9 protein-coding genes are annotated in these 8,373 nt (G+C 43.6%); 4 read left to right on the plus strand and 5 right to left on the minus strand.

The genetic code is table 11. From position 1 onward, the window contains the following. Positions 1 to 16: 16 nt before the first annotated feature. Genes AB4Z17_RS25430 through AB4Z17_RS25440 form a run of 3 tightly spaced genes read left to right on the plus strand, consistent with a single transcriptional unit; the run spans position 17 to position 3,852 of the window. Positions 17 to 1,234, plus strand: coding sequence for a glycosyltransferase family 4 protein (locus AB4Z17_RS25430; protein WP_441962863.1), 1,218 nt, complete (start codon positions 17 to 19; stop codon positions 1,232 to 1,234). Further along, positions 1,231 to 2,589: a glycosyltransferase family 4 protein gene (locus AB4Z17_RS25435; RefSeq protein WP_441912133.1), complete on the plus strand. Its 1,359-nt coding sequence runs from the start codon at positions 1,231 to 1,233 to the stop codon at positions 2,587 to 2,589. The genes AB4Z17_RS25430 and AB4Z17_RS25435 overlap by 4 nt, the downstream gene beginning before the upstream one ends. 27 nt (positions 2,590 to 2,616) lie before the next feature. After that, entirely contained in the window at positions 2,617 to 3,852 is a 1,236-nt protein-coding gene (locus AB4Z17_RS25440) for a sialidase family protein (RefSeq protein WP_441962865.1), read from the plus strand. 84 nt (positions 3,853 to 3,936) lie between these two features. Here the strand turns inward: AB4Z17_RS25440 and AB4Z17_RS25445 are convergent, their stop codons facing one another. Genes AB4Z17_RS25445 through AB4Z17_RS25455 form a run of 3 tightly spaced genes read right to left on the minus strand, consistent with a single transcriptional unit; the run spans position 3,937 to position 5,374 of the window. Beyond that, positions 3,937 to 4,395: a hypothetical protein gene (locus tag AB4Z17_RS25445; protein WP_441912136.1), complete on the minus strand. Its 459-nt coding sequence runs from the start codon at positions 4,393 to 4,395 to the stop codon at positions 3,937 to 3,939. Positions 4,396 to 4,439: 44 nt separating this feature from the next. Further along, positions 4,440 to 4,889: a hypothetical protein gene (locus tag AB4Z17_RS25450; protein ID WP_441912138.1), complete on the minus strand. Its 450-nt coding sequence runs from the start codon at positions 4,887 to 4,889 to the stop codon at positions 4,440 to 4,442. Between the two features lie 26 nt (positions 4,890 to 4,915). Further along, positions 4,916 to 5,374, minus strand: a complete 459-nt coding sequence (locus tag AB4Z17_RS25455; protein WP_441912140.1) for a hypothetical protein — start codon at positions 5,372 to 5,374, stop codon at positions 4,916 to 4,918. 184 nt (positions 5,375 to 5,558) lie between these two features. Here AB4Z17_RS25455 and AB4Z17_RS25460 point away from each other — a divergent pair, with 184 nt between their 5' ends. Further along, positions 5,559 to 6,197, plus strand: a complete 639-nt coding sequence (locus AB4Z17_RS25460) for a class I SAM-dependent methyltransferase (RefSeq protein ID WP_441962867.1) — start codon at positions 5,559 to 5,561, stop codon at positions 6,195 to 6,197. A gap of 60 nt (positions 6,198 to 6,257) precedes the next feature. On the opposite strand, the gene AB4Z17_RS25465 is transcribed toward AB4Z17_RS25460, so the two are convergent. Both AB4Z17_RS25465 and AB4Z17_RS25470 read right to left on the minus strand, forming a co-directional pair. Continuing rightward, positions 6,258 to 7,169, minus strand: a complete 912-nt coding sequence (locus AB4Z17_RS25465; RefSeq protein ID WP_441962869.1) for an NAD-dependent epimerase/dehydratase family protein — start codon at positions 7,167 to 7,169, stop codon at positions 6,258 to 6,260. A gap of 213 nt (positions 7,170 to 7,382) precedes the next feature. After that, positions 7,383 to 8,373: sialidase family protein (locus AB4Z17_RS25470; protein WP_441962871.1), on the minus strand; the 991-nt coding region annotated here is incomplete at its 5' end.

Here is an 8,373-nt window from a genome sequence, read left to right on the forward strand (position 1 = left end):
GAAAGAGGAGTGACGGATGAAAATTGCACTTGTATCCTATTGGTGTGTACCCTATACAGGCGGAGTATCCACTTATGTATTGGCACTCAGGAAAGGACTCGAAGCAAGGGGATATGAGGTCGATATCCTCTCGCATAATGAAACTGGACTCAATTACCACATTGTAGATAAAGTTAAGTCAATTGATAAGCAAGCGGTTTTGGCTCCAATCATGCAGCAAATCGGAATTCGGTTCAATGAGAAATCACTGAACTACAATTCATGGCTGGCAGCAATGGAAGGTGAGCGAATCGCTTTCAGGCAAGCATTATCCGAGTTTTCATTAAAAGATTATGATCTAATTCATGCGCAAGATGTCATCTCTGCAATCGGTGTATCTGAAATAAAACCGCGTAGTACTCCCCTCATTGTAACCCTTCACGGGAAATTGGCGGTTGAGTGGAAACATCAAGGTATTATTTCTGACGATACTAAGGCAGAGCAATGGGGCAATGCACTTGATTATTATGGAAGCATGGTAGCGGATTGGAATATTTTCCCTTCAAAATGGCTTAAGCAACAATATGAGTCGAGGAGTATGCATGATAAACAAATGGATGTCATCCCATACGGATTCGATACGTTATCTTTTTTGCGTAAATCCACAAATGGAATGACTGTCTCTAAACCGGACAGGGTGAAGCTTCTGGCCTGTCCGGCACGCTTAGATCAGGTGAAGGGCCATGACGTTTTATTGCATGCACTTTCATTGCTTCTACAGGAGCGTTCGGATTGGGTTTGTTGGTTGATCGGAGACGGACCTCTGCGCGAAAGCCTTGAACAAGCGAAGATCCAGTATAATCTTCAGCAGCATGTCCAGTTTCTTGGGCATCGGAACGATATGTCGGCTCTGCTAAAGGAAGCGGATTATGTTGTAGTGCCAAGTATTCATGATAATTTGCCTTTTACAGTCATGGAATCCCAAGTAGCCGGAAAACCGATCATTGCTTCAGCAGTAGGAGGAATTCCGGAAATGATATCTCATGGAAAGAACGGTTTATTAGTTCCAGCTGGAAGAGCGGATTTGTTATGCAGACAAATTTCCGAATTATTCAATGATCATTCTCTTGGGAAACGACTGGCCAATAAAGCCAGATCTTATGGACTGAAAGAGTGGTCTTTGGATACGATGAGCGATCGGACTGTGCGGCTGTACGCAAAGGCACTTCAAGTTAAGCGAGGTGGTGTAAATTGAAAATACTGCTTGCTACGTACTGGTTGCTCCCGCATGTCGGAGGAGTTTGGGTCTATATTCAAGATTTAAAAACGAGCTTGGAGCAACTGGGCCACGAGGTGGATGTGTTCGCTAGGCATCCGGATGAGCAAAGCTATTATATGGTTAATACTGGCCAGCGGGTAGAGAAAGGGCTCTTCAAGCAACTCATCGAAGGAGAAATAAGAGCGATTTATGCTCCTTATCAATCGCAAATTGATCCTTGGATCGTTGAAGAGGAAATTGAATTCTGCTCTTATGCGATTGCCGCAGCTTATTTTGGACTAGGAAAATATGATTTGATTCATACGCAGGATGTTATTTCTTCCCGGGCAATATGGCAAATTAAACCGGAAGAGATACCTTTAATAAGTACAATCCATGGGTGCCTTGCAACGGACTTCTCGATATCGCTCGAAGGAAAAATGCCGTCCGATTCCATTTGGAAATATGCATGCGCTCGGGAATATTATGGAGCAACCTCAAGCGATTTGGCTATTGTTCCGACCAAATGGCTTCATGATACGCTCGTTGGATATGTGGTACCTTCCCAGCATATGGAGGTTATCCCGTATGGGATGAACGTTGAGCTTTATTTGCAACGAATGAATGAAATCTCCAGCTTAATGATACCTGATGCTGAGAATGTCATCGTTTGTCCGGCGCGGTTCGATAAAGTGAAAGGGCACAGCTGTTTACTAGATGCTCTTTATAAACTCAAACAAATAAGAAATGATTGGATATGCTTATTCATTGGTGACGGAAACCTTCGGTCAGAGTTAGAGTTGAAAGCAAACCGCTTGGGCTTAGTTAGTCACGTTATATTTACGGGCAGCAGAAACGACGTCCCGTCATTGATTAATCAATCTGATATCGTCGTGCTCGCAAGCTTGAATGATAATCATCCGTTTACGGTCATGGAAGCGCAAATCGCTCAAAAGCCGCTCGTTGTTTCCAATGCTGGCGGCATTCCAGAAATGGTGAAGCATTATCATACGGGTCTAGTAGCAAAAGCAGGGAATAGTGACGAATTGTCATATTGCTTGAATGTACTGCTTGAGGATCATAAGCTTCGCAGCAAGCTGGCTGCTAACGGCTACAAGTGGGGAATGAAGCATTGGTCCCTTAAAACAATGGAGCAGTTGACCACACGTCTCTATAAAGAGCTTTTAAATAAGAAGCGTGTGCGAAAAATAAGCCATCCTCCAAAGCATGCTGGAAGGCATGGTGCGTGGATAAGCGCTACGCTGCGAGAAACGTACAATATGCATATCCCTCATTCCTTTTCAATTGTTGATGATCATATTGTTGGTTCCGTTCTGTATCAAGAAAAATAAAAATAACGAATTGAAAGGAGAGATTTCATGGCAAATATACAAATAACTCCATCAGGCCCGCAACAAGAACCTTCCATCGCTCTGAATTCACTGGATCAATCTACAGTCATCGTGACAACGAATGATTTGCGATCGGGAAATAACATGACGACGATCTACCAATCCATCAATGGCGGGACTTCATACACCCAGATGCTGATGGCTCCTCCAATCGGGTTCGCGGCATCAGGTGATGCTGTAGCTGCATTCGGTTATCCTAATCTGTTTCTTGTTGCTGCAACAGCTTTAAATGTGAACCCGGTACAGGACTCGTCCATTATCGTGTACCGCTCGACAGACAATGGTGCCTCTTTTTCAAGTCCAATTATTGTAAATCGAGGATTTGGTACTGCTGTATATAACGATAAGCCTTTGATATGCATGGATACGTCGAATGGCAGTCCGTATCTGGGTCAAGCATATATTGCGTTTACACGTTATTTCAACAATTTTAAAAGCTCGGAAACTATGATTACTCGATCACTCGATCAAGGGCTGACTTGGTCTACACCCTTTCTATTAACAAATCAAGTTCAAAATGTATCGAATTTTGGCGCGAGTGTCGCCATTGGACCTGCAGGTGAAATTTATGCCGGGTGGATGCAATATGGGCCTGGTACGCCGCAATTTCTTATGCGCAGATCAGACGATGGGGGAGTGACGTACGGCCCTATTATTTCCATATCGACAGTCTCACTAGTCCCTACCCCTCTCCCTGTACCAACCTTTGGTTTTCGTGTATTGACAATTGCTTACTTGGCCGTCGATATCTCGCCATTTAACGGAGAAGGCATCGTCTATGCCGTCTGGCAAGACAACCGCACCGGTTCTTCACACATATTCCTCTCTCGGTCGACTGACAAAGGCATGTCATGGTCAACGCCAATTCAAGTAGATGATAGCCCGGCAGGAACGCAAAGCTTTTTACCCAATTTAACGGTATCGCGTGATAATGGCGGGGTGAAGGTGATGTACTATACGAACCGTGTCAGCAGCTCATTATTGGATGTTTTTTTAGCGGAGTCAAACAATGCCGGCTCTTCGTTTGCGCCTAACCTTCGCGTGACAAGCGTCTCCTTCGATCCGAATGCGGATCCGTCAATAGGAACCCCGACACCGTCGATAGGTGATTATAACGACCTAATTGTAAAAGCAACTGGCTCATCAATCATTGTCTGGATGGACACGCGAACGGGATCACAGAACATTTTTGAAGATATTTAAAAATAGCGAATTGATTTTCAGCTCACCGAAAATCAATTCGCCATGCTGCTTAATATCGAAACGAAAGGGTATCGGCCGATTGGTTTATAGAAGGACTGTACCGTCCAGATGAACTGGACCGGTAATCGTAGCAACGTTTTGACCGATATGTTCAACGGTCAATGCATATTGCTGGAATGTGCCAACGATAGCAGGAATAGCCGTCTCGGTGTGTTGGAACGAAGTCGTAAAATCGAGCGGTACCCAAGGACCTTCACTTGCGGTTCCTAAAAATGCGGAATCAGTCGTTTGGAAGACAACCGTCGCAGGGGCACTCGTTCCACCGCGTCGAATGCGAAAGAGCAGTTTCGGTACGATATTCAGGATGAGCAATTGCGCCTCCCAGCCGATGGTTGCTTTTAATTCGATCCGGTTGTTTATACTCGTAATTTGAAGAAAGATAGAAGTGAGCAGTAACTCCGAACCGGGAGAAATGGTAAGGGGAAGAGACCCCGTTCCAGCCGGAACTTCTTGATACTGATAGTCGTTAATGATTACAGCCATAGCTATCAACTCCTTTCCATGTGCATAATAAATAATCCTGATATTTAGAAGCCAATCGTTGAACCAATTAACGTAACCGGACCAACAACTGTAATTGTTCCTATCCCATTGCTTTGTACAGTTAAAAAGTATTGTTGAAACGTGCCGACAAGGCTTTGATCAGGTGATTCTACGTGATTTAATGTTGTTGTTATGATGTTCGTGGTTAACCCGCCTGTGCCTAAAAATTCCGAATCTGTTGTTTGATAGACCTCAGGGAATGCCACCGTAGACCCCCCGCGTCGGATGCGGAATGTGAGTTTGGGTACAATCGGAAGCAAAAGTAATTCAGCTTGCCAACCGACCGTAGCTTGTAGTACTAATTTATTGCTTGTGCTCGTGACATTAAGAAATACGGATGTTAATAACGTTTCGGTACCGGCAGCAAGCAATAAAGGTAATGACTGTGTGTTTTGCTGCACTTCTTGAGATGCAAAATCCACCAAAAATGCCATACTATCAACTCCTTTTTAATCGTTATTTACCCGATAATTGTTCCTAATAATGTAACGGGTCCATTAATTGTCGCCCCGCCCGTGCCGCTCAGTTGTGCCGTTAAAAAATACTGTTGATAAGTTCCCGCAATTGCAGGAGTATCAGGAGTGTTGGAACGCTGAAAGGATGTAGTCAAGTCTGAAGTCAATATCGGTATCAAATTGCCAGCTCCGAGAAAAACAGAATCTGTAGTCTGAAAGATGAGTGTGCTAGCTGGGGTGGATCCACCACGCCGGATACGGAAGGTGACTTCAGGAACAAGGGGCAGCAGAGATAGTTGAGCTTCCCAGCCGACCGTAGCAGTCAGTTCTACTTGCACATTGGCATTGGCGATATTAAGAAAGATGGAAGTGAGCAGAACTTCTGTACCAACTGGTAAATTAAGAGGAAGCGACATTTGGCCGATAAGAACTTCTTGCGAAGCAAAATCAATCAATTGAGCCATTTGCGTATCTCCTTTCTCGTTCAATTGAATAATACATTATAGTAGATTCATAGTTTCGAATTGCTGACACGGATAGATGTACCTGTTCAAAAGTTTGATTTTAATAGCAGTGAAACAATACTCTCAAGCGGAGTAATTAAATAGACTAGCAGGTTCGATTCTTTTGGTTATTGGGGGAAAGGATATGGATGACGAAATTACGAAGATGGAACGAATGTATGCGACTTCTTTTAATGATGTTATGATGGATCATCATTATCGATATCATTTTGCATTGAACTATATTCGCAGTGGAGATTTTGTATTGGATGCGGCTTGCGGCTCGGGGTATGGCACTCATTACGTGGCTAAAAACTCAGCTTGTATACTTGCTGTTGGGGTGGATCGATCGGATCATGCATTAAATTGGGCGATTGACCATTTCTACTGCGACAATACTGTCTATGTGAAAAGCGACTTGTCTGGATCGTTTCGGGAAGAACTTCCTATCCAAAAGTTCGATGTCATTACCTGCTTCGAAACCGTTGAGCATATGAAGGATGATCGATCATTTGTTCTGAAGCTTTATGATTCTCTTAACGTAAACGGCATTCTTCTTATCTCAGCGCCTAATGAAAAGGTTATTCCACATTTGAATAACCCGTACTTTCTTGGAGGTGTGAATCCTCACCATTATCGCCATTATCGACCTAATGAATTGTCTAGCTTGTTGACGGATTGTGGTTTTCGTATTGTACAGGTATGTACACAAGATAATGAGACGTATGAGCTTATTATAGGCCGTGATGATGGTTTTACAACGGTTCTTGTTGCCATGAAATGAATAAAAAAGAGGCGATCGATTCTTGGCTGAATGCCGAGAAACGATCGCCGCTTTAGCCAATTATTTACGGTAATACTCATATGTTTGTGTTAATCCTTCGATTAAGCTAACTTTCGGCCGCCAACCCAATATTTGTTCAGCTTTCAAATTATCGAGACAGCTGTCCATAATATCACCTGGCCGCTCTGGGCCATGTGCAACATCTATGGCTGAGCCGTGAATCATATTTAACCTATGCACTAATTTATTAATCGAAGTAGGCAAGGCTGTACTTATGTTGATCGTTTCTTGATTCCCTTGGCGGCTCGCAGCTATATTTGCCTCGACAACATCTTGCACATAAATAAAATCGCGATTCTGATTGCCGCTGCCATGCACAAAAAGCGGAAGCCCCTTATGCAGGTTGCTCATAAATATGGCAATAACGCCACCTTCACCTTTTGCAGTTTGACGAGGACCGTATACGTTGCTATAACGTAATATCGTGTAGTTAATGCCGTTCAATTCATGAAACAATCGAATATAGCACTCGCTTGCATGTTTGGATAAACCATAATAGGAAATCGGAGAAGGTAATGCATCCTCCGATGCACGTTCTTTTTTTGAGACACCATATACGGCCGAGGTAGAGGAGAAAATGATTTTACCTGTGCCAGCTTGCTTGCAAGCATGAATAAGCCGCACGGTACCAACGATATTTACGTTAGCGTCGAATGCAGGGTCGGCTATCGACCGTTGAACATCAACCTGAGCTGCCATATGAAACACAACATCCGGCTTAACTGTTTGAATGATTTGAGAAGATGAATCGCTGTTTATATCTTCAATATGCAATGTTGCTGCAGGATTTACATTTTTTATTGACCCAGTTGTAAGATTGTCGATAATGTGTACCTCATCACCATTATCGATAAGCATATCTGTAAGATGGGAACCAATAAAACCTGCACCTCCTGTAACCAAAGCTTTCATAACACAACTCCCCACTATGACGTTTTGATTTATCATATGCATAAAAAAGGGATTGGAATATGTATTCATACCTTAGGTTATAGCCAATTTGACAGCAGAAATAATAATGGAGCGGCATATATTACGCCCCTCCATGTGGATGACAGACCTGCCGGTATTATGAACGTTGCTCCGGGTACCAAGATTCCAGCTAATGCAAATAGCTTATTTAGGTTATAGGTTTGAAATAATATTTTGTATGTTGTTGATCATTCCTGTCCATACCGTAATCTGTCTGTCGGGGTATGAGAATGCAACATCAATATAGTCGCCTAAAGACGTACAAGGCTCCCCATAACTCGGATCTGCGTTAGGATCAAATGAAGTGTCTGATAGGCGGGTATTAACAGCAAAAGTGGCGCCTGCATCTCCTGAAGTTGTGCCATAAACATCAAGCATACTGGAGTCGACGCGATTCGTGTAATACACAATTTGGATGAGTCCCGTACTACGAGAAACCGCAATATTCGGATAAAAATTTTGCGTACCAGTGGGGCTGTCATCCACTTGAATCGGTGTCGACCAAGTATTTCCTTGATCGGTTGACCTCGATAAGTAGATGTGCGAAAAACCAGTCTGATAACCTTGCCAAACGGCGTATAGTATTCCTTGGCCGAGATTGGCCGAAATATCTACCGCAAGAAAGGCGCTGGTCAAGACGCGGAAAGCGAATCCGGGTACGGGAAGGGGACTTGGGACGAGGGAAATATTCGATACTACAACAATCGGATTAAAGGTCGCACCTCCATCATCGGATCGTCGAATGAGGAATTGAGGATTACCTGGTGCATACTGCGCCCATGCTACATAGACCTGTCCCGTTGGTCCTATTGCTACATTCGTGCCGAATACGGCGGTTCCTGTCGTTTGATTTGACAAAAGAATGGGAATCGACCACGTTTGTCCTAGATCGAGAGAACGTTGATAAAAAGTGCCTGAGGTGGCGAAATTGTCATAATATCGTGTAAAGCCAACATGTGCCAGACCGAGATAAGGACTTCCGTTAGAGTTATCGAGTTGAATGAAGGGTTTATCATTATATATTTGCTGGCCAAAGCCTTCACATGTAATGACCGGGGCGGAGAAAGTAACGCCATTATCTTTAGAAGTATAGACGGCGATGGAGGAATCCATGACCGGATTAAGGTTCAGCTCGGTACAGGCT

This window comes from Paenibacillus sp. TAF43_2 (assembly GCF_052113545.1).
Lineage (GTDB): Bacteria > Bacillota > Bacilli > Paenibacillales > Paenibacillaceae > Pristimantibacillus.

Bases quoted from the DNA above. Each gene is read 5' to 3' on its own strand.
- AB4Z17_RS25445 (WP_441912136.1), bottom strand. From the start codon at position 4,395: ATGGCTGTAATCATTAACGACTATCAGTATCAAGAAGTTCCGGCTGGA.
- AB4Z17_RS25440 (WP_441962865.1), top strand. From the start codon at position 2,617: ATGGCAAATATACAAATAACTCCATCAGGCCCGCAACAAGAACCTTCC.
- AB4Z17_RS25450 (WP_441912138.1), bottom strand. From the start codon at position 4,889: ATGGCATTTTTGGTGGATTTTGCATCTCAAGAAGTGCAGCAAAACACA.
- AB4Z17_RS25455 (WP_441912140.1), bottom strand. From the start codon at position 5,374: ATGGCTCAATTGATTGATTTTGCTTCGCAAGAAGTTCTTATCGGCCAA.
- AB4Z17_RS25460 (WP_441962867.1), top strand. From the start codon at position 5,559: ATGGATGACGAAATTACGAAGATGGAACGAATGTATGCGACTTCTTTT.
- AB4Z17_RS25465 (WP_441962869.1), bottom strand. From the start codon at position 7,169: ATGAAAGCTTTGGTTACAGGAGGTGCAGGTTTTATTGGTTCCCATCTT.
- AB4Z17_RS25430 (WP_441962863.1), top strand. From the start codon at position 17: ATGAAAATTGCACTTGTATCCTATTGGTGTGTACCCTATACAGGCGGA.